This is a genomic window from Rhizobiaceae bacterium, from assembly GCA_023953845.1.
Classification (GTDB): Bacteria; Pseudomonadota; Alphaproteobacteria; order Rhizobiales; family Rhizobiaceae; genus Arvimicrobium.
The window spans coordinates 775,968-802,897 of sequence record JAMLJC010000001.1; the positions used below are offsets into that span (position 1 = coordinate 775,968).

At 65.6% G+C, this 26,930-nt stretch carries 25 protein-coding genes and 1 riboswitch; of the genes, 16 read left to right on the forward strand and 9 right to left on the reverse strand.

The features are described 5' to 3' along the window. Positions 1-140: 140 nt before the first annotated feature. Both M9955_03820 and M9955_03825 read right to left on the reverse strand, forming a co-directional pair. Positions 141-1,163 (reverse strand): IS110 family transposase, encoded by a 1,023-nt coding sequence (locus M9955_03820; GenBank protein ID MCO5080768.1) that lies wholly within the window; start codon positions 1,161-1,163, stop codon positions 141-143. Positions 1,164-1,334: 171 nt separating this feature from the next. Further along, entirely contained in the window at positions 1,335-2,165 is an 831-nt protein-coding gene (locus M9955_03825) for an alpha/beta hydrolase (GenBank protein ID MCO5080769.1), read from the reverse strand. Between the two features lie 155 nt (positions 2,166-2,320). Between M9955_03825 and M9955_03830 the strand changes: the two genes are divergently transcribed. The 16 genes from M9955_03830 (at position 2,321) to M9955_03905 (ending at position 18,446) form a co-directional block, all read left to right on the forward strand. Beyond that, a complete protein-coding gene (locus M9955_03830) occupies positions 2,321-4,609 on the forward strand; it encodes a bifunctional salicylyl-CoA 5-hydroxylase/oxidoreductase (protein MCO5080770.1) in 2,289 nt (762 codons plus the stop codon). After that, positions 4,609-5,358 (forward strand): SDR family oxidoreductase, encoded by a 750-nt coding sequence (locus M9955_03835; protein ID MCO5080771.1) that lies wholly within the window; start codon positions 4,609-4,611, stop codon positions 5,356-5,358. Before M9955_03830 ends, M9955_03835 begins: the two co-directional genes overlap by 1 nt. Further along, positions 5,352-5,816, forward strand: a complete 465-nt coding sequence (locus tag M9955_03840) for a MarR family transcriptional regulator (GenBank protein ID MCO5080772.1) — start codon at positions 5,352-5,354, stop codon at positions 5,814-5,816. The genes M9955_03835 and M9955_03840 overlap by 7 nt, the downstream gene beginning before the upstream one ends. Beyond that, complete coding sequence (locus tag M9955_03845) at positions 5,813-6,631, forward strand: enoyl-CoA hydratase family protein (protein ID MCO5080773.1); 819 nt, start codon at positions 5,813-5,815, stop codon at positions 6,629-6,631. The genes M9955_03840 and M9955_03845 overlap by 4 nt, the downstream gene beginning before the upstream one ends. Positions 6,632-6,867: 236 nt before the next feature. After that, entirely contained in the window at positions 6,868-8,010 is a 1,143-nt protein-coding gene (locus tag M9955_03850) for an acyl-CoA dehydrogenase family protein (protein ID MCO5080774.1), read from the forward strand. Between the two features lie 27 nt (positions 8,011-8,037). Beyond that, positions 8,038-8,490 carry a cupin domain-containing protein gene (locus M9955_03855; GenBank protein ID MCO5080775.1) on the forward strand — a complete coding sequence of 151 codons (453 nt, stop codon included), beginning with the start codon at positions 8,038-8,040 and terminating at the stop codon, positions 8,488-8,490. A gap of 2 nt (positions 8,491-8,492) precedes the next feature. Continuing rightward, positions 8,493-10,112, forward strand: a complete 1,620-nt coding sequence (locus tag M9955_03860) for an AMP-binding protein (GenBank protein ID MCO5080776.1) — start codon at positions 8,493-8,495, stop codon at positions 10,110-10,112. 103 nt (positions 10,113-10,215) lie between these two features. Then, entirely contained in the window at positions 10,216-11,409 is a 1,194-nt protein-coding gene (gene kynU, locus M9955_03865) for a kynureninase (GenBank protein ID MCO5080777.1), read from the forward strand. Then, on the forward strand, positions 11,406-12,242 hold the full coding sequence (kynA, locus tag M9955_03870; protein MCO5080778.1) for a tryptophan 2,3-dioxygenase: 837 nt from the start codon (positions 11,406-11,408) through the stop codon (positions 12,240-12,242). The genes kynU and kynA overlap by 4 nt, the downstream gene beginning before the upstream one ends. Positions 12,243-12,333: 91 nt before the next feature. After that, entirely contained in the window at positions 12,334-13,476 is a 1,143-nt protein-coding gene (locus tag M9955_03875; protein ID MCO5080779.1) for an ABC transporter substrate-binding protein, read from the forward strand. Positions 13,477-13,641: 165 nt separating this feature from the next. Continuing rightward, positions 13,642-14,562 (forward strand): branched-chain amino acid ABC transporter permease, encoded by a 921-nt coding sequence (locus tag M9955_03880; GenBank protein ID MCO5080780.1) that lies wholly within the window; start codon positions 13,642-13,644, stop codon positions 14,560-14,562. Beyond that, positions 14,559-15,548 carry a branched-chain amino acid ABC transporter permease gene (locus M9955_03885; protein MCO5080781.1) on the forward strand — a complete coding sequence of 330 codons (990 nt, stop codon included), beginning with the start codon at positions 14,559-14,561 and terminating at the stop codon, positions 15,546-15,548. The genes M9955_03880 and M9955_03885 overlap by 4 nt, the downstream gene beginning before the upstream one ends. Beyond that, entirely contained in the window at positions 15,541-16,290 is a 750-nt protein-coding gene (locus tag M9955_03890; GenBank protein ID MCO5080782.1) for an ABC transporter ATP-binding protein, read from the forward strand. The genes M9955_03885 and M9955_03890 overlap by 8 nt, the downstream gene beginning before the upstream one ends. After that, positions 16,287-16,976: an ABC transporter ATP-binding protein gene (locus tag M9955_03895; protein MCO5080783.1), complete on the forward strand. Its 690-nt coding sequence runs from the start codon at positions 16,287-16,289 to the stop codon at positions 16,974-16,976. Before M9955_03890 ends, M9955_03895 begins: the two co-directional genes overlap by 4 nt. A 20-nt stretch (positions 16,977-16,996) precedes the next feature. Further along, on the forward strand, positions 16,997-17,404 hold the full coding sequence (locus tag M9955_03900) for a RidA family protein (GenBank protein ID MCO5080784.1): 408 nt from the start codon (positions 16,997-16,999) through the stop codon (positions 17,402-17,404). A 181-nt stretch (positions 17,405-17,585) separates the two neighbouring features. After that, positions 17,586-18,446 carry an RNA polymerase factor sigma-32 gene (locus M9955_03905; protein MCO5080785.1) on the forward strand — a complete coding sequence of 287 codons (861 nt, stop codon included), beginning with the start codon at positions 17,586-17,588 and terminating at the stop codon, positions 18,444-18,446. A gap of 9 nt (positions 18,447-18,455) precedes the next feature. Here M9955_03905 and M9955_03910 read toward each other — a convergent pair whose 3' ends face one another. From M9955_03910 to thiB, 7 genes are all read right to left on the reverse strand, one after another. Beyond that, positions 18,456-18,890 (reverse strand): 6,7-dimethyl-8-ribityllumazine synthase, encoded by a 435-nt coding sequence (locus M9955_03910; GenBank protein MCO5080786.1) that lies wholly within the window; start codon positions 18,888-18,890, stop codon positions 18,456-18,458. Positions 18,891-18,965: 75 nt separating this feature from the next. Continuing rightward, positions 18,966-19,107, reverse strand: a riboswitch (FMN riboswitch). 36 nt (positions 19,108-19,143) lie between these two features. Continuing rightward, a complete protein-coding gene (locus tag M9955_03915) occupies positions 19,144-20,616 on the reverse strand; it encodes a UdgX family uracil-DNA binding protein (protein MCO5080787.1) in 1,473 nt (490 codons plus the stop codon). Continuing rightward, positions 20,613-21,848, reverse strand: a complete 1,236-nt coding sequence (locus M9955_03920; protein MCO5080788.1) for a putative DNA modification/repair radical SAM protein — start codon at positions 21,846-21,848, stop codon at positions 20,613-20,615. Before M9955_03920 ends, M9955_03915 begins: the two co-directional genes overlap by 4 nt. A gap of 64 nt (positions 21,849-21,912) precedes the next feature. Next, positions 21,913-23,412: a M48 family metalloprotease gene (locus M9955_03925; GenBank protein ID MCO5080789.1), complete on the reverse strand. Its 1,500-nt coding sequence runs from the start codon at positions 23,410-23,412 to the stop codon at positions 21,913-21,915. A 120-nt stretch (positions 23,413-23,532) separates the two neighbouring features. After that, positions 23,533-24,273 (reverse strand): thiamine ABC transporter ATP-binding protein, encoded by a 741-nt coding sequence (thiQ, locus tag M9955_03930; protein MCO5080790.1) that lies wholly within the window; start codon positions 24,271-24,273, stop codon positions 23,533-23,535. Next, the gene (gene thiP / locus M9955_03935) at positions 24,270-25,898 is read right to left on the reverse strand and encodes a thiamine/thiamine pyrophosphate ABC transporter permease (protein ID MCO5080791.1); all 1,629 of its coding nucleotides are present in this window, start codon (positions 25,896-25,898) and stop codon (positions 24,270-24,272) included. Before thiP ends, thiQ begins: the two co-directional genes overlap by 4 nt. A 22-nt stretch (positions 25,899-25,920) precedes the next feature. Further along, positions 25,921-26,922 carry a thiamine ABC transporter substrate binding subunit gene (gene thiB / locus M9955_03940; protein ID MCO5080792.1) on the reverse strand — a complete coding sequence of 334 codons (1,002 nt, stop codon included), beginning with the start codon at positions 26,920-26,922 and terminating at the stop codon, positions 25,921-25,923. Between the last annotated feature and the right edge of the window lie 8 nt (positions 26,923-26,930).

Here is a 26,930-nt window from a genome sequence, read left to right on the forward strand (position 1 = left end):
CCGCGGATGGAGAGCCAATCAATTTGTCGAGCTCAAGGCTCTGGGGGAACCTAGGCTTTGCTCCATCCCCGGTCCAACCGGTTCGCCATCATTACTCAGTCCTTCATTCCTCCGGTCGACGATTGCCGAGCCGGATTCCTTCAAACGGCTGCGTGCCGGTAAGTCTCCTCTCTTCTCAGAAGAGCCCACGCGACGCGGGCGGTCTTGTTGGCGATCGCTACCGACACCATGCGTGCCGGTTTGCGCTGCAAGAGCTTCGCGATCCACGGGAATGATGGAGCATCAATGCGCGCTCGTCGTATGACGGCAGTGGCGCCGACTACCAGCAATCGTCGGATTGTCCGATCGCCCTGCTTGCTGATCCGCCCTAGCCTCTCCTTTCCGCCACTACTATTTTGTCGCGGCGTTAAGCCAAGCCAAGCCGCGAACTGTCGCGCTGATTTGAATTCCTCGGCATTCCCAACCGAAGCCGCGATTGCGGCCGCCGTGAGAAAGCCGACGCCTGGGATGGTCATCAGCCTCCGAGCGGCAGCTTGGTCCCGGCACCACTGCATTATGGTGCGATCAAGCTCGGCGATCTTATTGCTCAGCTCTTCTAGCTGCATCTGAATGTGCTTGAAGGGTTGCCACGACGGTTCAGGAAGATGGTCTTTCGCGACGTGTAAGGCTTCGAGAGCAGCTTTCAGCCCGAACTTTCCTTGAGGCGTGATGATACCGAATTCGGCCAAATGGCCTCGGAGTGCGTTGATCAGAGCCGTTCTCTGCCGCACAAAAAGATCTCGGGTCTTGTGCTGCATAAGAAGAGCCTGACGCTCGCAATTTTTCACCGGTACGAAGCGCATGGTTGGACGGGTGACTGCCTCGCAAATCGCTTCGGCATCTGCTGCATCGTTTTTCCCGCGCTTCACATACGGCTTTACATATACCGGAGGCATAAGCTTCACATCGAAGCCCAAGGCACCGAGTTCCCTCGCCCAGTAATGTGAAGTCGAACAAGCTTCCATGCCGACGAGGCAGGGTGGCAACTGCTCGAAGAAATGCAGGAGCTGATTTCGGCGAAGCTGCCGCCGGACAATAACATTGCCGACGTCATCGATAGCATGAACTTGAAACACGTTCTTGGCCAGATCCAGGCCGACGACAGTGATCTTCTCGAAAGTCATGACACGGTTCCTTCTCTGAGTTGCGCAGAATGATCTTAGCATCTCGCGCGACGGGTTCGGAGGGCCGTCCACATCATCAGTTTCAGTCCGGCCGCGATGACACGCGGCCATCGAAGAAATCTCCCGCGATCGATTAGGCTCCCGAATGGTTAACAAATTGCGGTGAGACGGCTATGCCGCGAGCAGGGCGCGCGTGAGCGGATGGTCCGCGTCGCCAAGACCGTCGACGATGGTGAAGTGGTGACGATCCGGCTCGACGACGATGGCCGTCGAGGCCCCGAGCCCGGTCCAGATATTGGCGAGCAGCGCGTTCTGCCGGATGAATTCGGCACGTTCCGCGCCGCCCGCCCAGCAGGTCACACGGACGCCCGCGGCCGGCCTTAGCAGCGCCGGGCTTTCGGCGACCGCTTCCGCCTCGTCGATATGCAGATCGTTGTTCATGGCGGTCGCCATGATCGGCCTCAGATCGTGCACGCCGGAAATGGATACCGTGTTGCGCACGCGGGAAAGCACGGCCGCCGGCAGCGGCGACGACGTGGTCAGCATGCGCGTCGCCAGATGCCCGCCGGCGGAATGGCCGGTCAGCATGACCGGCCCCTCGACCATCGCGGCTGCCGCCTCGATTCCCCGCGCCACTTCCCGCACGATCCCGGCTATGCGCACCTCGGGACACAACGTGTAGGAAGGCATGGCGACCGCATAGCCGCTGTCGACGCAACCGGCTGCCAGATGCGACCAGACGCTCTTGTCGAAAGCCCGCCAGTAGCCGCCATGAATATAGACGACCAGCCCCGTCGGCCTCCCTTCGGGAAGGAACAGGTCGAGGCGGTTGCGCGGCCTGTCGCCATAGGCGATGTCGAGCTTCGCCCGGCCAGCCGCAGCCATGCGGTCGCGATACGCCCTGGCGGGCTCGATCCACGCAGCCGGCCAGCGATCACCCCCCGGTATGTTCACGCCGTTGGCGTAGGCGTCGTCCCAGTCGGTGATGGTGCGATGGATCATCGTCGGTCCCCCTGCTCGGCGGACAAGCGACCCGAAACGGCCCATCCTGTCAACGCCGGCGATGCCTGCCGCGGAAATCTTCAACATCGAAATTTTAGGCTTGAAATAACTACGGCAGGGTGACATCCTCATCACAAGATCAGGAGGCTGGCGCGATGAAGGTTGCGGTACTCGGCGGCGGACCGGCAGGCCTCTACTTCGCCATCTGCATGAAATTGCACGACGCCGCGCACGACGTCACCGTCATCGAGCGCAACAGGCCCGACGACACGTTCGGCTGGGGCGTGGTGCTGTCGGCCGAGACGCTGGACAACCTCACCCGCAACGATCCCGTCAGCGCGCAATGGATACGCCGCCATTTCGCCTACTGGGACGACGTCGCCGTCATCAAGGACGGCGTCAAGACCGTTTCCACCGGCCACGGTTTCTGCGGCATCGGCCGCAAGCGCCTGTTGCAGCTTCTCCAGCAGCGCGCCCGCGAACTGGGCGTCAGGTTGCAGTTCGAGACGGAGGCCGCCGAGCCGCAGACCTATATGGACACGCATGACGTGGTCATCGGCGCCGACGGGCTGAACTCCAAATGCCGCGCCGCCTTCGCCGACGTGTTCAAGCCCGACATCGACATGCGCAAGTGCAAGTTCGTGTGGCTGGGCACGCACCAGAAATTCGCCAACGCCTTCACCTTCATCTTCGAGAAGACCGAGCATGGCTGGGTGTGGGCGCACGCCTACCAGTTCGACCGCGACACGGCGACCTTCATCGTCGAGTGCAGCCAGGAGACGTGGGACGCGTTCGGCTTCGGAACGATGTCGAAGGAAGAGTCGATCGAGACCTGCGAACGGATCTTCGAGAAACATCTCGGCGGCTACAGCCTGATGTCGAACGCCAACCACATACGCGGCTCGGCCTGGATCAATTTTCCGCGCGTGCTTTGCGAACGCTGGTCGTACAGGAATCTGGCGCTGATGGGCGACGCCGCGGCAAGCGCCCACTTCTCCATCGGCTCGGGCTCGAAGCTCGCGCTGGAAAGCGCGGTGGCGCTGGCCGACTATTTGCACAGCGAGCCGACGCTGGAGGCGGCGTTCCGGAAATACGAGGACGCGCGGCGCACCGAGGTGCTGAAACTCCAGTCGGCAGCGCGCAACTCGCTCGAATGGTTCGAGGATGTCGAGCGCTATCTCGGCCTCGATCCGGTCCAGTTCAACTATTCGCTGCTGACTCGCTCGCAGCGCATCAGCCACGAGAATCTGCGCCTGCGCGATCCCGACTGGCTGGGCGGCGCGGAGGAATGGTTCCAGAGCCGCGCCGGCGCCACCAACATGCGCCGCGCGCCGATGTTCGCGCCGTTCCGGCTGCGCGAGATGCATCTGGAGAACCGCATCGTCGTCTCGCCGATGGCGCAGTACAAGGCCGTCGACGGCTGTCCGACCGACTGGCATTTCGCCCACTATGCCGAGCGCGCCAAGGGCGGCGCCGGCCTCGTCTATATCGAGATGACCTGCGTCTCGCCGGAAGGACGCATCACGCCCGGCTGTCCCGGCTTCTATGCGCCCGAACACGAGGTCGCGTGGAAGCGGCTCGTCGACTTCGTCCATGTCGAGACGGAAGCGAAGATCTGCGCGCAGATCGGCCATTCCGGCCCGAAGGGTTCGACCAGGGTCGGCTGGGAGGGCACCGACGAACCGCTCGACAGCGGCAACTGGCCGGTGATGGCCGCGTCCGACGTCGCCTGGTCGCCTGCGAACCAGACGCCGAAGGCGATGACGCGCAAGGACATGGACAAGGTGCGCGACCAGTTCGTCGCGGCGGCGGAGATGGCGGAACGCTGCGGTTTCGACATGATCGAAATCCACGCCGCCCACGGCTACCTGCTCTCGTCCTTCATCACCCCCGTCACCAATCGCCGCACCGACGAATATGGCGGATCGCTCGAAAACCGCATGCGCTATCCGCTGGAGGTGTTCCATGCGGTGCGCGCCGTGTGGCCGGCGGAAAAGCCGATCTCCATGCGCATCTCGGCCCATGACTGGCTGCCCGACGAGGGCGTCGATCCGGCCGAGGCGGTGGAGATCGCGAGGCTGCTGAAGGCTGCCGGCGTCGACATCTGCGACGTTTCAGCCGGGCAGACCTCGATCCGCGCCCGGCCGGTCTATGGCCGCATGTTCCAGACACCGTTCTCGGACCGCATCCGCAACGAGGTCGGCATGCCGACCATGGCCGTCGGCAACATCTTCGAGGCCGACCATGCCAATTCGATCCTGATGGCCGGCCGCGCCGACCTCGTCTGCCTTGCCCGGCCGCACCTCGCCGATCCGTACTGGACGCTGCATCAGGCGGTGAAGCTCAACGATCGCCATGTGAAATGGCCCGATCCTTACCTGCCCGGCCGCGATCAGGCCTATCGCCTTGCCGAGCGGCAGGAGCAGATGACGGGGAAAGTTTGATGTCCCATGCGCTTGTCACCGGTGGCGGCACGGGGGTCGGCAAGGCGATCGCGCTGGCGTTGGCGGCGGCCGGCCACGAGGTCACCATCTGCGGCAGGCGGCGCGAGCCGCTCGAAACAGTGGCGGCGATGCAGTCCAACATCGCGGCCGTCACGGCCGACGTCACCGACGAAGCCTCGATGACGGCACTTCATGCGGCAGCGGAAGCCGCGAACGGTCCGTTCGACATCGTCATCGCCAATGCCGGTGCTGCCGTCAGCGCGCCGGCCCCAAAAGTGTCGCTGGCTGACTGGAGCCAGGCGCTCGCGGTGAACCTCACCGGCGCCTTCCTGACGGTGAAGCCCGCTTTGTCCGGCATGATCGCGCGGAAATCCGGGCGCATCGTCTTCATCGCCTCGACGGCGGGCCTCAAGGGCTATGCCTATGTCGCCCCCTATGTGGCGGCGAAGCACGGCGTCATCGGCCTGATGCGGGCGCTCGCGGTCGAGACGGCGAAAACCGGAGTCACGGTCAACGCCATCTGCCCCGGCTTCACCGAGACCGAGCTGCTGGCCGATTCGGTCGAGCGTATCGTCAGGAAGACCGGACGCAGCGCCGAGGAAGCGCGCGCCAGCCTCGTAGCCGGCAATCCGCAGGGCCGCTTCATCCAGCCGGGCGAGATCGCGGCCGCCGTGATGTGGCTGGTCGGCGACGGCGCGGCCTCGATCACCGGACAGGCCATTTCCGTATCGGGAGGGGAGACATGGTAGCGGTTGCCGTGGCCGAACGGCAGGAGCATGCGCGATTGCGGCTCTGGGTACGCATCCTGCGCGCGCAGCGCCTGATCGAAGGGCAGTTGCGCGAGCGGCTGAAGACGGAGTTCGACACCACCCTGCCCCGCTTCGACGTCATGGCGGCGCTCTACCGGCAGCCGTCCGGCATGCTGATGAGCGACCTGTCGCGCTTCCTCCTCGTCTCCAACGGCAACGTCACCGGCATCGTCGACCGTCTCGTCACCGACGGCCATGTCGTCCGCGCCCAGCGTGAAGGCGACCGGCGCACCTCCATCGTCCGGCTGACCGAGGCCGGCACAGCCTTCTTCGAGAAGATGGCGGCGGTGCATGAAGGCTGGGTCGATTCGCTTCTCGCCGACATAGGCGAGGAGGACGCCCGGCATCTGGCCGGCATCCTGAAATCATTCCGCAGCAACTGGGAGCGCGGCTCATGAAGGGCAAATCCATGGCCGGGCTCAGCCCGGTTCATTTCCATTGGCAGGCGGAGAACGGGATTGCCCGCATCCGGCTGGCGCGGCCGGAACGCAAGAATCCGCTGACCTTCGAATCCTATGCCGAGCTGCGCGATACGTTTCGCGACCTCGCCTATGCCGACGACATCCACGCCGTGGTCTTCCTGCCCAATGGCGGAAATTTCTGCTCGGGCGGCGACGTGCACGACATCATCGGCCCGCTGGTCAATATGGAAATGAAGGAGCTGCTGGCCTTCACGCGCATGACCGGCGACGTGGTCAAGGCCATGATCAATTGCGGCAAGCCGGTCATCTCGGCCGTGGACGGCGTCGCGGTGGGCGCCGGCGCCATCATCGCCATGGCGTCCGACCTGCGCCTTGCTACGCCCGAGGCGAAGACGGCGTTCCTGTTCACGCGCGTCGGCCTCGCCGGGTGCGACATGGGCGCCTGCGCCATGCTGCCGAGGATCATCGGCCAGGGCCGCGCCGCCGAGCTGCTCTACACAGGCCGCACCATGAGCGCGGAGGAAGGCGAGCGTTGGGGCTTCTTCAACCGGCTGGTCGCCGCGGCGGAACTGGAAAGAGAAGCGCTCGACCTCGCCGCCCGCATCGTCGCCGGTCCGACCTTCGCCCACGGCATCACCAAGACGCAGCTCAACCAGGAATGGTCGATGGGTCTCGATCAGGCGATCGAGGCCGAAGCGCAGGCGCAGGCGATCTGCATGCAGACCCGCGACTTCGAACGCGCCTACAAGGCGTTCGTGGCGAAGGAAAAGCCGGTGTTCGAGGGGGATTGAGATGAGGGACGCGACTTTTCCCTCCTCCTTGCGGGGAGGGTGGCCGGACAAGGTCCGGCCGGGTGGGGTACAGGCGGCAGTGCTCGACCTCCGGGCGGTGCCTTCTGATGCTACCCCCTCTGGCCGCTACGCGGCCATCTCCCCCGCAAGGGGGGAGAGTGCCCTCTCCCTTGCCGCACCTGCCCAACCCCGCTGCGCTACGTCCGGTCGGCCCTCCCGTAAGGGGGAACCTCATCATGCCTAACCGCTCCTTCCTGTCCTGGCCGTTCTTCGAGGACCGCCATCGCGAATACGCCGGGCGTCTCGATTCATGGTGCGTGCAGAACCTGCCGGCCGATCATCATGACGTCGATGCGGCCTGCCGCGAGCTGGTAAAAAAACTGGGCCGCGACGGCTGGCTCAAGCCTACCGCCATAGACCCGAAGAATCCCGCGCCCCTCGACGTGCGCACGCTCTGCCTGACCCGCGAGACGCTGGCGCGTCACGACGGGTTGGCCGATTTCGCCTTCGCCATGCAGGGGCTGGGCACCGGCGCCGTCAGCCTCTTCGGCGAGGCGCATCACCGGCAATGGCTGGAAAAGACCCGCGCCGGCGAAGCGCTCTCCGCCTTCGCCCTGTCGGAGCCGCGTTCGGGCTCGGACGTCGCCAACATGGACATGGCGGCGACACGCGACGGCGACCATTACGTGCTTTCGGGAGAGAAGACGTGGATCTCCAATGGCGGCATCGCCGATCTCTACACCGTCTTCGCCCGGACCGGCGAAGCGCCCGGAGCGAAGGGCATTTCGTGCTTCCTCGTCCCTGCCGACACGCCGGGCCTGATCGTCGCCGAACGCATCGAGGTGGTTGCGCCGCATCCGCTGGCGCGGCTCGCCTTCGAGGATTGCCGCGTTCCTGTCTCGGCCATGATCGGCAGGCCCGGCGACGGCTTCAGGATCGCCATGTCGGTGCTCGACGTCTTCCGCTCCACGGTCGGGGCGGCGGCGCTGGGCTTCGCGCGCCGCGCGCTCGACGAGACGATCGCGCGGGCCTCCGGCCGAGAGCTCTTCGGCGCGCCGCTCTTCGACCTGCAGATGGTGCAAGGCCACATCGCCGACATGGCGCTGGACGTCGATGCCGCGGCCCTGCTCGTCTACCGCGCCGCCTGGACGAAGGACATGGGCGCGCCGCGCGTCACCCGCGAGGCGGCGATGGCCAAGCTTTACGCCACCGACCGCGCGCAGGAGGTCATCGACAGGGCCGTCCAATTGCATGGGGGCGACGGCGTGCGCAAGGGGCACATCGTGGAGAGCCTGTATCGGGAGATACGCGCGCTGCGCATCTATGAGGGTGCGTCCGACGTCCAGAAAGTGGTCATCGCCCGTCAGGTGATGCAATGAAACCAGCAACCAGAGAGAAGAACTGCGATGACAAAGGCACTTGCCAAGGGAATCACTGAAAACGGCAGCGGCTTCGAGGGCGTCACCTGGAATGTGCTCGGGCAGACCTACTATCCGAAGGCTGTATGCGAAACGACGTTCGCCTTCGAGACCAACTCGGCGCCGGGCCAGTTCGTGCCGGTGCACATCCACCCGACACAGGACGAATTCATCCTCGTTCAGGAGGGCGAACTCGACCTGAAGCTCGACGGCGTGTGGTCGAAGGCGCGCGCCGGCGATCTTGTGCGCATGCCGAAGGGCATTCCGCACGGCTATTTCAACAAGTCCGACAAGCCGACGCGCGCCCTTTTCTGGGTCTCTCCCGCTGGAAAGCTGCGGGACCTCTTCGCCGCATTGGACGACCTCACGGACATCCAGCGCGTTGTCGAACTGTCGGCCCAGCACGACGTGGACTTCCTGCCGCCGGAGGCGAACGACTGACGATGCTGTCGCCCAGCGCCCACACGGACACTTTCACGCGGGACAACCTCCCGCCCGAAAGCGAATGGCCGGACTTTTTGCTCGACGGCTTCCAGTATCCGGAGGTGCTGAACGCGGCCGTCGAATTGACCGACCGCATGGTGGAGCGCGGTTTTGGCGACAATACCGCGCTGATCGGCAACGGAAGGCGGCGCACCTACAAGGAGCTCTCTGACTGGACGAACCGCCTCGCCCATGCGCTGGTCGAGGATTACGGCGTCAAGCCCGGCAACCGGGTGCTGATCCGCTCGGCCAACAATCCGGCCATGGTCGCCTGCTGGCTGGCGGCGACGAAGGCCGGCGCGGTGGTGGTCAACACCATGCCCATGCTGCGCGCCGGCGAACTGGCGCAGATCGTCGACAAGGCCGAGGTCGCGCTGGCGCTCTGCGACACGCGCATCAAGGACGAGCTCGTCGCCTGCGCCAAGGAAAGCAAATTCCTCAAGGCGGTCATCGGCTTCGACGGCACGGCCAACCACGACGCGGAACTCGACCGCGTCGCGCTCGACAAGCCGGTGAAGTTCGACGCGGTGAAGACCGGCCGCGACGACGTGGCCCTGCTCGGCTTCACCTCCGGCACGACGGGCGTGCCCAAGGCGACCATGCACTTCCACCGCGACCTGCTGATCATCGCGGACGCCTATGCGAAGGAGGTGCTGGAAGTGCAGCCGACCGACATTTTCGTCGGCTCGCCGCCGCTCGCCTTCACCTTCGGCCTGGGCGGGCTCGCCATCTTCCCGCTGCGCTTCGGCGCGGCGGCGACGCTGCTCGAAAGCGCGACGCCGCCGAATATGATCGAGATAATAGAGACCTATAAGGCGACGGTCTCCTTCACCGCGCCGACGGCCTATCGCGCCATGCTCGCCGCCATGGACCGCGGCGCCGACCTCTCCTCGCTGCGCGTCGCGGTTTCGGCCGGCGAGACGCTTCCCGCCCCCGTCTACGAGGAATGGGTGAAGAAGACCGGCAAGCCGATCCTCGACGGCATCGGCGCGACGGAAATGCTGCACATCTTCATCTCCAACCGCTTCGACGATCGCGCGCCCGCCTGCACCGGTAGGCCGGTGACGGGCTACGAGGCGAAGATCGTCGGCGAGGACATGAGCGAGCTGTCGCGCGGCCAGGTCGGGCGGCTGGCGGTGCGCGGCCCCACCGGATGCCGCTACATGGCCGACAAGCGCCAGCGGCAATACGTCCGGGACGGCTGGAACCTGACCGGCGACAGTTTCGTGGAGGACGAGGACGGACGCTTCCACTTCGCCGCACGCTCCGACGACATGATCGTCTCCGCCGGCTACAATATCGCCGGACCGGAGGTGGAGGCCGCCCTTCTCGCCCACGCCGACGTTCGCGAATGCGCCGTCATCGGCGTGCCGGACGAGGAACGCGGCCAGATCGTCGAGGCGCATGTGGTGCTGGTCGATGGCGCTGAAGCCGGCGACCTGATGCGCAAGCTGCTGCAGGACCACGTCAAGGCGACCATCGCGCCCTACAAATATCCGCGTTCGGTCGTGTTCACCGACAGCCTGCCGAAGACCCAGACGGGCAAGATACAGAGATTCAGGCTGAAGGAGCGGAAATGAGTCGTTCCGTGATATTCGGTGTGCGGCATACCCCCACCCCTGACCCTTCCCCACAAGGGAATGCGGGTAACCTTGCTGCGCCATCTATCGCGAGAGTCGGGCCATGACCGACTTCGCCAGGACACGCGCCCTTTTCCACATCCCCGAGGACATGATCTATCTCGACGGCAATTCGCTCGGGCCCCTCCCCGTCGCCGCGAAGGAACGCGTGGCGAGGATGCTGGCGGCCGAATGGGGCGAGCAGCTCATCAAGGGCTGGAACAGCGCCGGCTGGTACATGCAGCCGCGTCGCGTCGGCGACCGTATCGCCAGGCTGATCGGCGCTCCGGACGGCACCGTCGTCATGGGCGACACGCTGTCGATCAAGGTGCATCAGGCACTGGCCTCTGCGCTGGAACTCAATCCCGGCCGCAGGGTCGTGCTCTCCGACAGCGGCAATTTCCCCTCCGATCTCTACATCGCGCAGGGCCTGCTGAAGTCGCTCGACAAGGGGCATGAGCTGAGGATCGTGGAGCCGGAGGATATCCAGGCGGCAATCGACGAGAGCGTCGCCGTGCTGATGCTGACCGAGGTCGACTACCGCACCGGCCGCCTGCACGACATGAAGGCGCTGACGGCCAAAGCACATGAGGCCGGAGCGCTTGCTGTCTGGGACCTCGCCCATTCTGCCGGCGCCCTGCCAGTCGATCTCCTCGGCGCGGACGCGGATTTCGCCGTCGGCTGCACCTACAAGTACCTCAATGGCGGCCCGGGAGCCCCGGCCTTCATCTATGTCGCGCCACGGCATCTGGATACGGCGCGTCCCGTCCTGTCCGGCTGGATGGGACACGAAGCGCCTTTCGCCTTCGACCTCGACTACCGGCCAGGCGGCGGCATCGACCGCATGCGCTGCGGCACGCCGCCGGTGATCGGGCTGACGGCGCTGGACGCCGCGCTCGACGTCTGGGAAGGCGTGGACATGGCGGACGTGCGGGCGAAGTCGATCGCGCTTTGCGACCTGTTCATCCGCGAGGTCGAGGCGCGCTGCCCGGATCTCGTGCTGAACACGCCCCGCGACGGCGCGAAACGCGGCAGCCAGGTGTCATTCAGGCATCCCGAAGGCTACGCCATCATGCAGGCCCTGATCGCCCAAAACGTCATCGGCGACTTCCGCGCGCCGGACGCGATCCGCTTCGGCTTCACCCCGCTCTATACAGGCGAGAAGGAGGTGACGGGGGCGGTGGACATTCTCGCCGGCATCATGGCGGACCGTCTCTGGGAAAGGCCGGAATACAGGCGCAAGGCGGCGGTGACATGAGCAAGCCATACGATCCCGCCTCCGAAGGGGCGGAAATGTCGTTCCGGGGCCGCATGTCCTATGGCGACTACCTGCATCTGGAGAAGATCCTGAATGCGCAGGAGACGCTGTCGCCGGCGCATGACGAGCTTCTGTTCATCATCCAGCATCAGACCTCCGAACTCTGGATGAAGCTCGCCATTCACGAGATCCTCTCGGCCAAGCAGGCGATCCGCGAGGACCGGGTGCAGCCGGCATTCAAGATGCTGACGCGCGTCGCCCGCATCTTCGAGCAGCTGAACAACGCCTGGGACGTGCTGCGCACCATGACGCCGAGCGAATATACGGAGTTCCGCAACGCGCTCGGCCAGTCGTCGGGCTTCCAGTCGTGGCAGTACCGCGCCATCGAGTTCCTGGCGGGCAACCGCAACCTCACCATGCTCAAGCCGCACGAGCACGTGCCGGATATCATGGAGAAGCTGGAGGCGATCCTCGCCGGGCCGAGCCTCTACGACGAGGCGCTGATGCTGCTCGGGCGCCAAGGCTTCGACATCGGCGCGGACGCCGGACGCACCGACTGGCGGCAGACGCGCACGGAAAGCGATGCCGTGCGCGCGGCATGGCGCGAGGTCTACCGCGATCCCGAACATCACTGGGAACTCTACGAACTGGCGGAAAAGCTTGTCGATTTCGAGGATTATTTCCGCCGCTGGCGCTTCAACCACGTCACCACGGTGGAACGCATCATCGGCCTCAAGCGCGGCACGGGCGGCACGGCCGGCGTGTCCTATCTCCGGCGCATGCTCGAGGTAGAGCTGTTCCCGGAGCTCTGGAAGTTGAGGACGGAGCTGTGACGCAGATCGCCGGATTGCGGATCAACACTTTCAAAACGCTCCGCAATCTGCATTCTGGCAAATTCCGACAAGACCAAACGGGAGAAGGACAATGAAGACATTCCTGGCGGCCACCGTCGCCGCTCTTGCTCTGGGCCTTGCCGCGCCCGCTTTCGCCGAGCCGGTGAAGATCGGCATGATCACGAAGCTGTCGGGCGGCGGCGCCGGCCTCGGCGTCGACGCGCGCGACGCTTTCGATCTGGCCATCAAGCTGGCCGGCAACAGCGACATCACCGTCATCACCGAGGACGACGCGATGAAGCCGGAACTCGCGGTGCAGATCGCCGACAAGATGATCCAGTCCGATCAGGTCGACATCCTGACCGGCATCATCTGGTCGAACCTCGCCATGGCTGTCGTCCCGAACGCGGTGGCGCAGGGCAAGTTCTACCTGTCGGTGAATGCCGGGCCTTCTCCCCTGGCAGGGGCAAAGTGCAACGAGAACTACTTCAACGTCGCCTACCAGAACGACAATTTCCACGAGGCCATGGGCGAGTACGCAACCCAGCAGGGTCTCAAGAAGATGTTCATCCTGGCCCCGAACTATCCGGCGGGCACGGATTCGCTCAACGGCTTCAAGCGCTACTACAAGGGCGAGGTGGCCGGCGAGGTCTACACCAAGCTCGGCCAGACCGACTATGCCGCCGAGATCGCCCAGATCCGCGATTCGGGCGCGGATTCGGTGTTCTTCTTCCTGCCGGGCGGCATGGGCATCGCCTTCGTCAAGCAGTATGCCCAGTCGGGCGTGAACATCCCGCTGATGGGGCCGGGCTTCTCCTTCAGCCAGGACGTGCTCGGCGCCATCGGCGACGCCGCGCTCGGCGCGAAGAACTCGGCTTCGTGGTCGAAGGACCTCGACAATGCGGCCAACAAGAAGTTCGTGGAGGAGTTCCAGAAGGCCTACAACAGGCTGCCCTCGATCTATGCAGCGCAGGCTTACGACACGGCCAACCTGATCCTCGCCGCCGCTTCCAAGGCGAGCGTCAAGGACGCCGCCGCCTTCCGCGCCGCGCTGAAGGAGGCCCAGTTCGAATCCGTGCGCGGAAAGTTCAAGTTCAACACCAACAACCACCCGATCCAGGACATCTATGTCCGCGAAGTGGTCAAGGAAGGCGACGCGCTGACCAACAAGATCGTCGGCACGGCCTTCACCGACCACGGCGACGCCTATGCCAAGGACTGCCCGCTGAAGTAGCATCCTTCTCTCCGTTCACGGGGAGAAGGCGCCGGCAGGCGGATGAGGGGCTTTGCCGGCGCTGGCAGATCCCCCGAACGCCTTGCCGCTCCTCACCCTTACCCTCTCCCCCGTAAACGGGGGAGAGGGGAGATCAGCGCAGCGCCATTGACTGCAAGGCTCATCTTGTCCACAGCCCTCCTCATAGAGCAGTTGTTCAACGGACTTCAGTTCGGCGTCATGCTGTTCCTGATGGCGGCCGGGCTGACGCTGATCTTCGGCGTCATGGGCCTGATCAACCTCGCGCACGGTTCGCTGTACATGATCGGAGCATTCGCCTGCGCGGCGGTCGCGGCGTGGACGGGCTCCTTCTGGCTCGGCCTGATCGCGAGCCTCGCGGCAGCCGCAGCGGCAGGCGCCATCGTCGAACTCCTTGTCATACGACGGCTCTACAATCGGGATCATCTCGATCAGGTGCTGGCCACCTTCGCGCTGATCCTGATCTTTTCGGAGGGCACGCGCTGGCTGTTCGGCTCGTTCCCGCTCTATCTCGACATTCCGCCTGTGCTTTCGGGCGCGGTGCCGCTGCCGGGCGGCGCGCAATATCCGCTCTATCGCCTCGCCATCATCGCTGCCGGGATCATCGTCGCGGTCGGCCTCTATTTGCTGATCTCCCGCACGCGGCTCGGCATGCGCATCCGCGCCGGCCAGACCGACCGCGAGATGATCGGCGCGCTCGGCGTCGACATCGGCAGCCTCTACACGCTGGTCTTCGCCCTCGGCGCGGCGCTCGCCGGGCTGGCCGGCGCGATGGTGGGCGCGCTGCAATCCGTGCAGGTCGGCATGGGCGAACCAGTGCTGATCCTCGCCTTCGTCGTCATCGTCATCGGCGGCATCGGCTCCATAAAGGGCGCGCTCATCGGCGCCATCGTGGTCGGGCTGGTGGACACGCTCGGCCGGTTTCTCCTGCCAAAACTGTTCGCGCTGGCGATGGGGCCGGCGGCAGGGGCGACCGTCGGCGCGGCCCTCGCGTCTATGCTGATCTACATCGTCATGGCCCTGATCCTTGCGTTCCGCCCGCAAGGCCTTTTCGCGGCGAACACATGATGGCCGTCACCCGTTCCGCCATCGTCAATCTCGTTCTGGTGTTGCTGCCGCTGGCCTTCGCGCTGGGCGCGCTGATGCTGAACCAGCCATTCTATGTGACGCTGGCGACGCGCATGGCGATCCTGGCGCTGGCGGCGACGGGGCTCAATCTGGCGCTGGGGCTCGGCGGCCTCGTCTCCTTCGGCCACGCCGCCTTCTTCGGCATCGGCGGTTATGCCGCGGGCATTCTCGCGACCCATGCGCTCTACATGCAGCCCGTGCTGACATGGCCATTCGAGATCGGCGGCACGGAAAGCACGCCAGTCATATGGCTCGTGGCGATCGCGGTTGCCGGACTCGTGGCGCTGGCGACCGGCGCCATCAGCCTGCGCACCTCCGGCGTGTACTTCATCATGATCACCCTCGCCTTCGCGCAGATGATCTACTATTTCGCCATCTCCTGGCCGGCCTATGGCGGCGAGGACGGCCTGTCGCTGCCGTCCCGCACCGCCTTTCCGGGCGTGAACACCGTGACGCCGCCCGGCTTCTTCGCCGTCAGCTACGGCGCGCTTCTCGTCGGCCTCGTCGTCTTCGCCGTGCTGCGCGCCTCGCGTTTCGGCGCGGCGTTGCAGGCCGCCCGCCAGAATGAGACGCGGCTGGCGGCGGTAGGAATTTCGCCCTTCCCGATAAAGCTCGCGGCTTTCGTCCTGTCGGCCATGATCACGGCGGTGGCCGGGGCGCTGTTCGCCGATCTCAACCGTTTCGTCAGCCCCTCCATGCTGTCCTGGCAGATGTCGGGCGAACTGATCGTACTGATCATCCTCGGCGGCACAGGACGCCTGTGCGGCCCGGTCGCCGGGGCCGTCGCCTTCGTGCTGATCGAATATCTGCTCGGCGGCTTCACCGAGCGCTGGCAGCTCTTCCTTGGCCTGATCCTGCTGGGCGTCGTGCTCTTTGCGCGTGGCGGCATTGTCGGGCTCGTCGCGGGGAGGCAGCGCCATGGCTGAGCCGATCCTCGCCGCCCGCAACCTCAGAAAGACGTTCGGCGCGCTGAAGGCCACCGACGACGTCAGCCTCGATCTTCGGCCGGGGGAGATCCATGCGCTGATCGGTCCGAACGGCGCCGGCAAGACGACGCTGATCCACCAGATTTCCGGTGCGCTGAAGCCCGACAGCGGCAGCATCTTCTTTCGCGGCGACGACGTGACTTCGCTCGGCCTCGCCAGGCGCGCGCACGCGGGCCTCGGCCGTTCTTTCCAGGTCTCGTCACTGGCGCTGGAATTCTCCGCCCTGCGCAACGTCATGCTGGCCGTGCAGGCGCGGCAGGGATCGAGCTTCCGGTTCTTCAAGCCGGTCATGCGGGACGCAACGCTGATCGAACCGGCAATGGAGGCGCTTGCCCGCGTCGGCGTCGCCGGACGCGCCCGCGTGCCGGCCGGCCAGTTGTCGCACGGCGAACGCCGCAAGCTGGAGATCGCCATCGCGCTGGCGCTCGGCTCCAAGGCGTTCCTGTTCGACGAACCGATGGCCGGCATGGGACCGGAAGGCTCGAAGGAACTGACAGGAATTCTCGACACGCTGCGGCGGGAAGCTCCGATCCTGCTGGTCGAGCACGACATGGACGCGGTTTTCGCGCTTGCCGACCGGATTTCCGTTCTGGTCTACGGACGCATCATCGCGACGGGTTCGGTGGAGGAAATCCGCCGCGACCCGGAAGTGCGCCGCGCCTATCTTGGGGAGCAGGGATGACGACTCTCCTCTCCGTATCCGGCCTCGAAACCTCCTACGGCGCGTCGCAGGCGCTGTTCGGCGTCGATCTCGCGGTCGCCGAAGGCGAGGTCGTGGCGCTGATGGGCCGCAACGGCATGGGCAAGACGACGACCATCGCGTCCATCCTCGGCATGCTGAGGCCGCAGCGCGGCAGCATCCGCTTCGGCGGCGCGGAGATCCTGCGCCAGCCGTCGCATCGCGTCGCCCGCCTCGGCATCGGTCTCGTGCCAGAGGGCCGCCGCTGCTTCCCGAACCTCACCGTGCGCGAGAACCTCGTGGCCGCCACCCGTGGCGACGGCTGGACGCTCGCCCGCGTCCTCGACCTTTTCCCGAGGCTCGGCGAGCGAACCGGCCAGTACGCCAACACGCTCTCCGGCGGCGAGCAGCAGATGCTGGCGATCGGCCGCGCCCTGATGACCAATCCGAAGCTGCTGATCCTCGACGAGGCGACCGAAGGCCTCGCGCCGGTGATCCGGCAGGACATCTGGGCCGCCATCCGCACGCTCAAGACAGCCGGCCAGTCGATACTCGTCGTCGACAAGACGCTTTCCGAACTCCTGCCTGTGGCCGACCGCGCTTTCGTCCTCGAGAAGGGACGAACGGTGTGGACAGGCATGCCGGCCGAACTCACCCCCGACCTCCAAGACCGCTATCTCGGCGTCTGAACCGAAACGTGGAGCCCATCATGTCTTCGTCGCACCAAGTCCTTCATCCGGCCGGCTGGCAGCCCACAAAGGGATATGCCAACGGCATCGCCACGACCGGCGGAAAAATGGTGTTCCTCGGCGGCCAGATCGGCTGGAACGCCGCGCAGGTGTTCGAGACGGACGATTTCGTCGGCCAGACCCGGCAGACGCTGAAGAATATCGTCGCGATCCTGGCAGAGGCCGGCGGACGGCCGGAGCACATCGTCCGCCTCACCTGGTTTGTCACGTCGAAGCAGGAATATCTCGCCAATCTCAAGGGTTTGGGAGCGGCGTACCGCGAGGTCATGGGCCGCAATTTCCCGACCATGAGCGTCATGCAGGTGGTCGCGTTGATCGAGGATGCGGCAAAGATCGAGATCGAGGCGACGGCCGTCATCCCCGAATAGAACCTTATGGTCCGCGCAACAGGGAACGATTCCGGGACGCCGGCGTTTGACGCTGGTCGTCTCCGGTCTGTCGCGCAGCCGATGGATTGCCCACGCGGATGAAATAGGGCCGCGAAGCGCTTCGTAAAGGGCCGGGACGCAATGCCTTCGGGCGGGTGTTCTTGCTGATGGAGCGCGGACGATGGAAGAGACGGCCAGACGCACTTTGATCCGGGCCGCGATGCGGGCGCCTTACCTCGAACGCGAAGAGGAGCAGGCGCTGGCCCTGCGCTGGAAGGACCATCAGGACCAGGAAGCGCTCAACCGCATCACCATTTCGCATATGCGGCTGGTCATCGCCATGTCGGGCAAGTTCCGCCATTTCGGCCTGCCGATGAACGACCTGATCCAGGAGGGCCATGTCGGGCTGCTCGAAGCGGCCGCGCGCTTCGAGCCGGAGCGCGACGTCCGTTTCTCGACCTATGCTTCCTGGTGGATTCGCGCCTCCATACAGGACTACATCCTGCGCAACTGGTCGATCGTGCGCGGCGGCACGAGTTCCGCCCAGAAGGCATTGTTCTTCAACCTTCGGCGTCTGAGGGCGCGGCTGGCGCAGGGCTCGGAAATCCTGTCGAACGCCGAGCTCTACAAGCAGATCGCCACGGCCCTCGGCGTGCCGGAAGCCGATGTCGCGATGATGGATTCGCGGCTGTCGAGCCCCGATTCCTCCCTCAACGCTCCCGTCGGCGACGAAAGCGGCTCGAATGACCGCATGGATTATCTCGTTGACGACGATCCGCTCCCGGACGAGATCGTCGAGGACACGATCGACGTCGAGCGGCGCAACGGCTGGCTGCGCGACGCGCTGGGCGTGCTCAACGAACGCGAATTGCGGATCATCCGGGAACGCCGCCTGCAGGACGAGGGCGCCACGCTGGAGTCGCTCGGCGAAAGGCTGGGCATTTCCAAGGAACGCGTGCGCCAGATCGAGACACGCGCTCTTGAGAAACTGAAGAGCGCGCTGGTGAAGGCCAATCCGGCCATCGCCCTCGGCATCGCCTGAGCGGACGACTCAGGCTGCGAGCCGGGCCCGTGTCTTCACGATCAGCAGCGCCGCTTCGGCGGCCTCCCGCCCTTTCTTGACGAAATGCTCGCTGAAGATTTTCCGGTGATGCTCGGTTTCCTGGAAATGATGCGGCGTCAGCGACACGGATAGCACCGGCACGCCCGTATCCAGCCCGACCCGCATCAACCCATCCACGACCGCCTGCGCCACGAAATCGTGACGGTAGATACCACCATCGACGACCAGCGCGGCCGCAACGATGGCGGCATATCTGCCGCTGGCGGCAAGATCGCGCGAGAAAAGCGGAAGCTCGAAAGCGCCCGGCACGTCGAAGACGTCGACTTCGGCGGCGGGAATGAGCTGGCAGAAACCTTCGAACGCGCGATCGACGATGTCGGCGTGCCATCTGGCTTTGACGAAGGCGTAGCGGGTGTGTGTCATCCGGATCTCCTTTGGCTGCGACAGACACGGCACCCAAGGCGATCACGCGCCGGCCGCGCCATCCGGCGCTGACGACGACGTTCCCTTCCATCCGGACTGTGACCGTCGGCTCAGGCATCGCACCTGATCTGCTGACCCTTCCATGGAAGGCGCTCGCGGGCTCGCGGCATAGCCGCATACCGCCGGTGGGGAGTTTCGCCCCGCCCTGAGAACGGCAGGGACAATAGCCGCTATTTTTGCGCGTGCAAGCGCTTCAGGCGGTCGCCAGACGCCTGACGGCCTGCAGGTCGCCGAGAAAGCGCTTGCGTTCGGCCGCAGCATCCGCCGGGTCCGGGATGCGCAGGATGAAGGAGGGATGGATGGTGATGAAAACTTTCAGCCCGTCCTCGCGTTCGATCGTCTGGCCCCGCATCTTCGTGACCGGCACCGCCTTGCCGAGCAGCGATTGCGCGGCGGTCGCACCGAGCGCCACGACGAGATCGGGCTTCACCAGCGCAAGCTCCTTGTCCAGCCACCAGCGGCAGGCCCGCACCTCGCCCGCATTCGGCTTGCTGTGGATGCGCCTCTTGCCGCGCGGCTCGAACTTGAAGTGCTTCACGGCGTTCGTGACATAGACCTGATCGCGGTCGATCCCGGCCTCATCGAGAATGGCGTCGAACACCTTGCCGGCCGGACCGACGAAGGGTTTTCCGGCCAGATCCTCCTGATCGCCCGGCTGCTCCCCGACGAACATCCAGCGTGCGCTTTCAGGCCCCTCGCCAAAGACGGTCTGCGTCGCGTCGCGCCAGAGCGGGCAACGCCGGCAGCCCTTGGCCGCCTCCCTCAGTTCGGCGATGGTCTCGGCATCGCCTCCGTCGCCGGCTTCGGGCTCGCGCACGCTCCAGTGGCGCGCCTGAAGCTTCTCGTGATGGGCTGGGGCCGGTGTCGGCATCCTGGCGATCATGTCCTTTGCGGCCTTGTCCGCGCCTGCGATCAACCCAGGAATGAGCGTGGCCTCGGGAAGGTTCCGCCAGTATTTCTTCGGCATCTCCGCCTGCATCGCCTTCACCTTCAGCCGCGCCGGGTTGAAGATCGAGCTGAAATAGGTCCGCCACAGTTCTTCGGCGTCGTCCTCGCGCGGCGCGCCTGCGCGGGCGGCTCCCGGCCCGAACGACAGCTCGTCGCCATCCCACGTCGCCGAGGCACAGGGCGTCAGGATCGTCCAGCGCATGCCGGCGAAACGCTTGACGAAGAAGGGCGCGTTGCGCTCCACGATGAAATGGTCGGGCTCGAACCATGCGGCGTAGCTTTCGCCAAGATCGTCCTCGATGCGGCGAAAACGAACAAATGCCCGCATCTTGTGGATGTCGCGGCGCACCGCCTTGTCCATCGCCTCGAACCGTCGCACGTCCGGATCGGACGCCACATGCAGGAGCGCCGGCTCGCGCGAAAGCCGCCAGAGCAGCCGGTAGAGAAAGGCAAAGCGCTCCGGGTCCGAGTGGCAGAAGACGGATTCGGCCCGCTCCACGAAACTGCGCGGCACGTCGAGCCGCGACCCTTGCGGAACGGCCGGCAGCGCGGCTGCGGTCTCATCGACCCGGAGGCGGTCGACCGTCCAGGCGATCTCCTCCGGCTTCACGCCGTTCAGCATCAGCCGGCGCGCCGCTTCCCGCCAGCCGGCGAAATCCGTCTGCGCGGCAAGCGCTACCGTGAAACGCGCCAGCGCAAGATGCGGAGCCGCGCTCACAGCAGGCTCAACTGCCGGGGCGCCGGCGCGAGCTTCCCGCGCAGTCCCTCGGCGTCGAGCGTCATGCCCGGCGTCCAGCCGGCAGCCACGATGAAAGGCCGCACCCTGGCGATCGACTGGCAGATGCGTCCGACATCTTCGAGCCGAAGACGCCGATATGGCCGCGTCTCGATAATGCGATGCACGGCGCGCGTGCCGAGGCCCGGCACACGGAGCAGCGCCTCGCGTTCGGCGCGATTCACGTCGACGGGGAAGCGGCCGCGGTTGCGCAGCGCCCACGCCAGCTTCGGGTCGACGTCGAGGTCGAGCATGCCATCCGTCTTGCCGGAGAGGATTTCCGGCTGGTCGAAGCCATAGAAGCGCATCAGCCAGTCGGCCTGATAAAGCCTGTGCTCGCGCATCAGCGGCGGCTTTTTCGGCGGCAGCGCCGAGGACGCATCGGGAATGGGACTGAAGGCGGAATAATAGACGCGCCGCAGCTGATAGCTGCCATAGAGACGCGAACTCGTCCGCAAGATGCCGTCGTCTGAGGTCTGGTCGGCGCCGACGATCATCTGCGTCGACTGCCCGCCCGGCGCGAAGCGCTGGCGCTTGCGGGTTTTCAGCGTCGGCTCGGATTTCTCCTCGATCTTCAGGCGCAGCGACGCCATTGAGAGGCGGATCGTCTCCGGCCGCTTTTCCGGCGCCAGCCGCTTCACCCCTTCGTCGGTCGGCAACTCGACATTGATCGAAAGACGATCGGCGTAGCGGCCTGCCGCCTCCAGCAGTTCCGGCGAACATTCGGGGATGGTCTTCAGATGGATGTAGCCGGCGAAATTCTCTTCCTCGCGCAGCCGTCGCGCGACCTCCACGATCTCCGCCATCGTCTCGTCCGGCGAGCGGATAACGCCCGACGACAGGAACAGGCCTTCGATGTAGTTGCGCTTGTAGAACGCCATCGTCAGCCGGACGACCTCCTCGACCGAAAACCGGGCGCGGCGCGTGTTCGATGACGAACGGTTGATGCAATAGGCGCAGTCGTAGATGCAGAAATTGGTGAGCAGGATCTTCAACAGCGAGATGCAGCGCCCATCCGGCGCATAGGCGTGGCAGATGCCCATGCCTTCCGTGGAGCCGATGCCGCGCGTCTTCAGCGAATCGCGCTTCGGCGCACCCGAGGAGGCGCAGGAAGCGTCGTATTTCGCGGCCTCGGACAGGATCGCCAGTTTTTCACGAGTGGACAACACAGCCATTTGTTCATGATATGTTCCAAGCCGCCGGAAAGCTATATCGAATGTTAAGCCGTGGCACTGGAACTCACTGGTCGGTGATGATCTTGACCTTGTCGCCGGTCGAGACGGTCGCGCCCGGTCCGAGCGCGTTGATGACCCGGAAGAGATCGAGCTTGCGATCGACCCCGACCATGCTCGCCGCCAGCGTGCCGACGTTCTGGCCGGGCTTCACCGTCACGACGCGGATGCGCAGCGGCTTCAGCGCCGCCTTCTCGCTCTCGGACAACGTACGGAAGGAACCGCTGACCGTCCGTGCGATCGCCGTCAGGCCCGTGCTGGCGGCGGGCGCGGCCGTGAGCAGGCGGTAGACCTGCCCGCCGACGCGCACCACGACGATGTCGAACTGCCAGCCTTCGGCGCGAGCCGTGGCGAAGGCGGCGTCGTTGCCGTTCAGCGTCTCGGCACGCACGCTGGCCGGATCGAGGCCGGCGACCCATCCGCTGCGCAGATAGTCCGCCAGCGACGTGCGCCGGTTGAGCTCGACGGCGTCGAAGCGCACGGCCGTGTCGGCAGGCCCCGTCGCCGTCACCGCCGCAGCGGTGTTGTCGATGATGAAGCCGTCCGGAACGGAGAAGGAGATGCCGAGGCGCGGATGCAGGAAGGTGTTGCCGCGCACATAGCCCTCTTCCGGCGTGTCGCCGAAGAGCACGCCGTCGATGCCGGCCAGGAAGGAATCGCGGTCTCGCGCCCCCGCGCCGGGAGCGCCGAAGGTGCGCGCATGGCGCAGCGCCAGCTCGATGCGCTGCGGCGCGTTCGGATGGCTGGCGAGGAAGTCGAGGCTTGCATCGGTCGCGCCGCTGATCGAGCGGAAATCCTGATAGGCGGCCATCGAGGCGAGGAAGCGCGAAGCGGCATAGGGATCGTAGCCGGCGCGGCCCGACGTCCGGATGCCGATGGCGTCGGCCTCCAGTTCCTGATTGCGCGAGAACTGCGCGAGCCGGAGCTTGCCGCGCACCAGCGCGGCCTTGGCGGCCTGATCGTTGCCGAGAACGTCGGAGACGACGCGCGTCGCCAGCCCTTCCTCGGCCTCCTTGCGCTGGCGCGCGACACCGTGATTGGCGGTGACGTGGCCCATTTCGTGGGCGATGACCGCCGCGAGCTCGGACGAATCATTGGCGAGCGCCAGCAGGCCGCGCGTCACGTAGAGGTAGCCGCCGGGCAGCGCGAAGGCGTTGACGTTCGGAGAATTCAGGATGGTGATGCGATAGGTTTGGGTCGGATTGTCGGTTTCCAGCGTCAGATTGCCGACCACCTTGGCGACCATCCGCTCCAGCTTCGGATCGGAATATTCGCCGCCATAAGTGGCGAGGATGCGCGGATGCTGCTGCCGCGCGAGTTCCGCCACCCGGTCGTTGCGGGTGACCGTGTCGACGGTCACGGGATTGTTCGACGGCTGGAACGCCTGCTCGTTGATCTGGTCGACGGCGGACTGACAGGCGGCAAGTCCCAGCGCAAGCACGGCAACGAGCACGCCGCGCGGCATGTGCCGGGCAGCGGGACCGGTCGCGGCAGACGTGAGGCTCATGCGTGGCAGAATCGATTCCCTTTCCTTCGCCCGTGGCGCGCGGTGCTCCGAAATCCGATCAACACACGCAGCGTTCCATGTGAAGACGAATTATGTCGGCAACCGGGCAACATTTGGTGATTAGCGTGCAGCACCGCCAAGTCCGATATAGTCCCGAAAGGCCTGCGGACCACCCGAACCGAAGAAATCTGCCGCCCGTCCGCTTGCCGAAACCTTGCCGTTTTCGAGAAAAACGAGGTTTTCCGCGATCTTTCGTGCGTCCTCTGGATGGTGTGTCACAAATATCACGGTCATCCTCCGTTCTGCATGCAACTCCCTGACCAGCTCTATCATGTCGTCCCGCAGCGCCGGTCCGAGCGAGGCGAACGGTTCGTCGAGCAGCAGGACCGGCCGGTCGCGCACCAGAACACGCGCGAGAGCCACCCGCTGGCGCTCCCCGCCCGAAAGCGCGCCGGGCAGCCGCTTCTCCTTGCCGGCCAGCCCGACGCGGGCCAGGGCGTCGGCGACGATCTGCCGATCCTGCATATCAAGCTTGAGCGAGGGTGACCGGCCGAGGCCGACATTCTTCTCGACCGGAAGATGGCCGAAGAGATTGTTCTCCTGAAAGACCATCGACACGGGGCGCGCGGCGGGCGGCATGTCGGTGACGTCGGCGTCCCCGATCCGGATGCGTCCGGACGCCGGCGCCTCGAAGCCGGCGATCAGATTGAGCAGCGTCGACTTTCCGGAGCCGCTCGGCCCCATCAGCGCGGTCACCGCCCCTGCGGCGAACGTCACGTCGAAACGGAATGCCGCCTCGCCATAGCTGAAATCGACAGCGTCGAAGATGACCGGCAATCCGGCGTTCAGGTTTCGCGTCATGTTTTCCGCTCACGGCCGAGCCAGTCGGCGACAAGGATGAGGGTGAGGCAGAACAGGCCGAGAAGCAGGGCGAGACCGGCGGCGTCGGCGGTCCGGTAGCTGCCCATGCGCTCGTATAGCAGATAGGGCAGCGTCTTCAGCGCGTCGCTGCCGAACAGCGCGATGACGCCGAGATCTCCCAGCGACAGCGCCATGGCAAAGGCGAAGCCGGTGGCGAGCGGCCGCCTGAGCACCGGCCAGTCGATCAGCCGCAGCCGGTTCCAGCCGCTCACGCCGAGAGATTCGCAAAGCCGGTCATGCCGGGCGGCCGCGGTGTCATGGGCAGGGCGGATAGCGCGCAGCGCGAAGGGCATCGCCATCACGGCATTCACCGTGGCGACCATCACCGGGGCGATGGCGAAGACATCGGCGACATGGCGCAGCAGCACGAACCAGCCGGCGCCGATGACGATCGGCGGCACGACGAGGACCGAACTCGCGCCTGTATCGAAGACGCGCTCGATCAGGCCCGGGTCGCCCGACGCGCGCCTGCGGCGCCGCGATGCTGCCCATCGCGCGGCGGCCAGCGACCAGGCGATCGTCGCGGCAAGGCTCGCGGAGAGCACGGCAAGCACGAGACTTGTGATCAGAGCCCTGTGGAAACCGGCCTCGCCGATCAGGCGGAGGAGATCCGCCTTCAGTCCCGACAGCACGATTGCCGCCATCGGTCCCGCGACGAGGAACAGCGCCAGCAGGATAGAGAGCGCGTTGAACGTGCGCTCGACAGAGCCGAGGGCGAGGGGACGTCGCCGCGCCACGGCGAGATTGGCGTCGCCGGTGACATTCGCGCCGAGACGGGTGAGTGCGACGACCACCGTCAGCGTCAGCGCGATCTGCATGAGGGTCAGCGCCACGGCGCGGGCCGGATCGAAATCGAAGCGCAGCGCCTGATAGATCGCGACTTCCAGCGTCGAGGCCGCTGGCCCGCCGCCGAGCGTCAGCACGATGGTGAAGGAGGTGATGCACAACATGAAGACGAGACCGGCGATGCCGGGCATCGCCGCGCGCAGCACCGGCCATTCGATGAGCCGGAAGGACGCGGAAGCGCCCATACCGAGCTGGCTCGCCAGCCGCCACTGGTCCGTGGGAACGGTGTCCAGCGCTTCGAGAAAAAGCCGTGTCGCCAGCGGCAGGTTGAAGAAAACGTGGGCGACGAGAATGCCGGAGAGGCCGTAGATGCCCGGCCAGCCGCCGTTATCATAAAGGAGCGAAAGGACCGGCGCGAAGATACCTGCCCGTCCGAACAGCGCCAGCACGCCCATTGCGGCGACAATGGCCGGCAGCGCCAGCGGAACGGCGAACAGCTTCAGGATCAGGCCGCGCCCGGGAAAAGCCGGATGCCGCGACAGCGCCCGCGCCACCGCCAACGCGGGAACGACCGAAAGAAGCGTGGAGAGACCTGCCTGCAACAGCGTGAAGCGCGCCACCCGGAACATGTAGCCGTCGAAAGCGGAGAGCGCGCCGGACGTGTCGCGCGCGCCCTCCGCGATGAGCCCGGCAAAGGCGCCGCCGATCAGAATGGCGATGGCCGCGAGCGCGACGACGCCGGGGGCGATGCGGGTTGTGAAGGCCTGCGGCGCCAGCATGCAAGCCCGTCCTATCCGCCTCTCACTGGCTCATCGCCGCCAGCCATTCGTCCACCCACGCCTTGCGGTTCTTCGCCACCTCGTCCGGCGTGAGGAGCAGCGACTTCGCCGGCTTCACCAGTCTGTCGAAGGCGGGGTTGAGCGGCTTGTCGGTCTTGCCGGCCGGGTACATCCAGTTGGTCTCGGGAATGGCGTCCTGAAAGCCGGGACCGGTCATGAACGCCAGGAACTTCGCCGACAGCGGGTTCTTCGCGCCGTTCACGGTCATGCCGGCGACCTCGATCTGGAGATAGTGCCCCTCGGAAAAGGAAGCTGCCTGATAGCGTTCCGTATCCTCGGCGATCATGTGGTAGGCGGGCGAGGTCGTATAGGAAAGCACCATCGGCGCTTCGCCCTTGGTGAACAGGCCGTAGGATTCGCTCCAACCCGGCGTCACGGTGAGTACGCGGCCTTTCAGCTTCTGCCATGCCTCGCCGGCCTGGTCGCCATAGACCGACTTGACCCAGAGCAGCAGGCCGAGTCCCGGCGTGGAGGTGCGCGGGTCCTGGATGACGATTTTTTGCGACGGATCGCCGTCAACCAGCTCCTTCAGGCTGGCCGGCGGTGTCTTGAGGGTTTCCGTGTCATAGACGATGGCGAAATAGCCGTAGTCGTAGGGCACGAAGATATCGTCGGCCCATTCCTCCGGCACGACCACATTGGCGCGATCGATGCCGGCCGGCGCGAACAGGCCGCTTTCCTTCGCCTCGGCGGTCAGATTGGTGTCGAGGCCGAGCACGATATCGGCCTTGGTCGACGCGCCCTCCAGCTTCACGCGATTGAGCAGCGCCGCGCCGTCGGCGACCGGCACGAACTTCAGGTCGCAGCCGCATTCCGCCTCGAAGGCCTTTTCGACCTGCGGGCCCGGCCCCCATTCGGAGGTGAAGCTGTCATAGGTGTAGACGGTGAGCGTGCCCTCCGCCTGCGCCGCCAGCGGCGCAGCAAGAAGGGCGGCACCCGCCAGAAACAGTGAAGACAAACGCATCCGAGCCT

Bases quoted from the DNA above. Each gene is read 5' to 3' on its own strand.
- M9955_03820 (MCO5080768.1), bottom strand. From the start codon at position 1,163: ATGACTTTCGAGAAGATCACTGTCGTCGGCCTGGATCTGGCCAAGAAC.
- M9955_03825 (MCO5080769.1), bottom strand. From the start codon at position 2,165: ATGATCCATCGCACCATCACCGACTGGGACGACGCCTACGCCAACGGC.
- M9955_03830 (MCO5080770.1), top strand. From the start codon at position 2,321: ATGAAGGTTGCGGTACTCGGCGGCGGACCGGCAGGCCTCTACTTCGCC.
- M9955_03835 (MCO5080771.1), top strand. From the start codon at position 4,609: ATGTCCCATGCGCTTGTCACCGGTGGCGGCACGGGGGTCGGCAAGGCG.
- M9955_03840 (MCO5080772.1), top strand. From the start codon at position 5,352: ATGGTAGCGGTTGCCGTGGCCGAACGGCAGGAGCATGCGCGATTGCGG.
- M9955_03845 (MCO5080773.1), top strand. From the start codon at position 5,813: ATGAAGGGCAAATCCATGGCCGGGCTCAGCCCGGTTCATTTCCATTGG.
- M9955_03850 (MCO5080774.1), top strand. From the start codon at position 6,868: ATGCCTAACCGCTCCTTCCTGTCCTGGCCGTTCTTCGAGGACCGCCAT.
- M9955_03855 (MCO5080775.1), top strand. From the start codon at position 8,038: ATGACAAAGGCACTTGCCAAGGGAATCACTGAAAACGGCAGCGGCTTC.
- M9955_03860 (MCO5080776.1), top strand. From the start codon at position 8,493: ATGCTGTCGCCCAGCGCCCACACGGACACTTTCACGCGGGACAACCTC.
- kynU (MCO5080777.1), top strand. From the start codon at position 10,216: ATGACCGACTTCGCCAGGACACGCGCCCTTTTCCACATCCCCGAGGAC.
- kynA (MCO5080778.1), top strand. From the start codon at position 11,406: ATGAGCAAGCCATACGATCCCGCCTCCGAAGGGGCGGAAATGTCGTTC.
- M9955_03875 (MCO5080779.1), top strand. From the start codon at position 12,334: ATGAAGACATTCCTGGCGGCCACCGTCGCCGCTCTTGCTCTGGGCCTT.
- M9955_03885 (MCO5080781.1), top strand. From the start codon at position 14,559: ATGATGGCCGTCACCCGTTCCGCCATCGTCAATCTCGTTCTGGTGTTG.
- M9955_03890 (MCO5080782.1), top strand. From the start codon at position 15,541: ATGGCTGAGCCGATCCTCGCCGCCCGCAACCTCAGAAAGACGTTCGGC.
- M9955_03895 (MCO5080783.1), top strand. From the start codon at position 16,287: ATGACGACTCTCCTCTCCGTATCCGGCCTCGAAACCTCCTACGGCGCG.
- M9955_03900 (MCO5080784.1), top strand. From the start codon at position 16,997: ATGTCTTCGTCGCACCAAGTCCTTCATCCGGCCGGCTGGCAGCCCACA.
- M9955_03905 (MCO5080785.1), top strand. From the start codon at position 17,586: ATGGAAGAGACGGCCAGACGCACTTTGATCCGGGCCGCGATGCGGGCG.
- M9955_03910 (MCO5080786.1), bottom strand. From the start codon at position 18,890: ATGACACACACCCGCTACGCCTTCGTCAAAGCCAGATGGCACGCCGAC.
- M9955_03920 (MCO5080788.1), bottom strand. From the start codon at position 21,848: ATGGCTGTGTTGTCCACTCGTGAAAAACTGGCGATCCTGTCCGAGGCC.
- M9955_03925 (MCO5080789.1), bottom strand. From the start codon at position 23,412: ATGAGCCTCACGTCTGCCGCGACCGGTCCCGCTGCCCGGCACATGCCG.
- thiQ (MCO5080790.1), bottom strand. From the start codon at position 24,273: ATGACGCGAAACCTGAACGCCGGATTGCCGGTCATCTTCGACGCTGTC.
- thiP (MCO5080791.1), bottom strand. From the start codon at position 25,898: ATGCTGGCGCCGCAGGCCTTCACAACCCGCATCGCCCCCGGCGTCGTC.
- thiB (MCO5080792.1), bottom strand. From the start codon at position 26,922: ATGCGTTTGTCTTCACTGTTTCTGGCGGGTGCCGCCCTTCTTGCTGCG.